General features: G+C 66.9%; 1 protein-coding gene. It reads right to left on the bottom strand.

Annotated features, from left to right (window positions below):
* On the bottom strand, positions 1-979 hold a 979-nt coding region (istA, locus tag G503_RS0111030), incomplete at its 3' end, for an IS21 family transposase (RefSeq protein ID WP_035023007.1).
* Positions 980-1,222 lie beyond the last annotated feature (243 nt).

The raw sequence follows: 1,222 nt of genomic DNA, 5'->3' as shown, positions 1-1,222 counted from the left end.
GGCCGCCGTCGACGCTGGCGCGCCCGCGCTTGTCCGCGGCGGCCGAGCCGTAGCGCACGCGGGCGAAGGGCCGCTCCGGCGGCGGCAGGGGCGCCGCGCGGTCGCGCTCGAGCAGCTCGCCCCGCGAGGCGCCCTTCTCGTAATGGGGAGTGCCGGAGTACGCGCCGCGGCGATCGAGCAGTCGTCGGTTGAACTCCCCCAGGTCGTCGAACGCCGGCACGGGCGTGAACAGATGCCGCCCCATCCAGCCCACCTTGCGCTCGACATCGCCCTTCTCGTGGCCGGAGCTGGGGTTGGCGAACGCCGCCTCGAACCCGTAGTGGGCCCGCATTCCGGAGAAGAGCTCCGCCTCGGTCACCTTGTCGCCGCAGCGGCGCCCGGCGCCGGCGGCGTTGCCGAACACTATGCGGCGGGGGACGCCCCCGATGTGCCCGAAGGCGTCTTTGAGGCCTTGGCAGACGCACTCCGACGTCACGCCGGCGAACAGCTGGCAGAACCCCATGTTGGAGAACGGGAAGCTGAGTGCGAAGAAGTGCATGCGCGTGCGCGCGCCGCCGAGCAGCACGTCGACGTCGCCGAAGTCGGCCTGGGCCCCGCCGGGCGCCCACACCAGCTCCATATAGGCCATGTCAGAGGCCCTCATCTGCGCCTTCCTCTCACGGACGTGCCTCTTCACCATGCCGTAGCCGCCCTCGTAGGGCGTCTCCGCCGTCAGCCGCTCCCAGATCCGCTTGGCAGTATGGCGCTGCTTGCGCCATACGTGCCGGCCGGCCCCCAGAACGGCGTCGACGAACGGCTTGTAGGGGTCCAGCATCGAGCCGCGCCCCGATGCCGTCGGCATTTTGGGCGAGAAGTCGTCCATGGCCAGGTACTTGCGTATCGTGGGCTGGGAGATGCCCGTCTCCCGCTGAATATCCGCGTTGGCGAGCCCCCTTCGGCTCATATCGCGTATACTCTCGATCATCGGCATGCTGATCATCCTTTCTTCCTCCTTGCCAGGTAGTTGTCAGCTACACCGACAAGGATGTACTAGCTGGTTGGCATGCCGTTGCCATTGCTGAAAATCTTCATTGCCGCGGGTGAAAGTTCTCCGTGCCCTCACTGCAAGTTCTAAATTAACCTAAACACCAGAGCTCCGGCCTCGTGGGCGCCTTCGGATGCGCTAGCGCATAGTAGTAGCTGGACCTCGGCAAGCGGGCCGCTTCTAGCAGGCCAGCTAGAG

The sequence above is a fragment of the Adlercreutzia mucosicola DSM 19490 genome, assembly GCF_000422625.1.
Lineage (GTDB): Bacteria > Actinomycetota > Coriobacteriia > Coriobacteriales > Eggerthellaceae > Adlercreutzia > Adlercreutzia mucosicola.
Note: the sequence above shows the minus strand (reverse complement) of the source record. Positions and strands in the feature narration are given on the sequence as shown.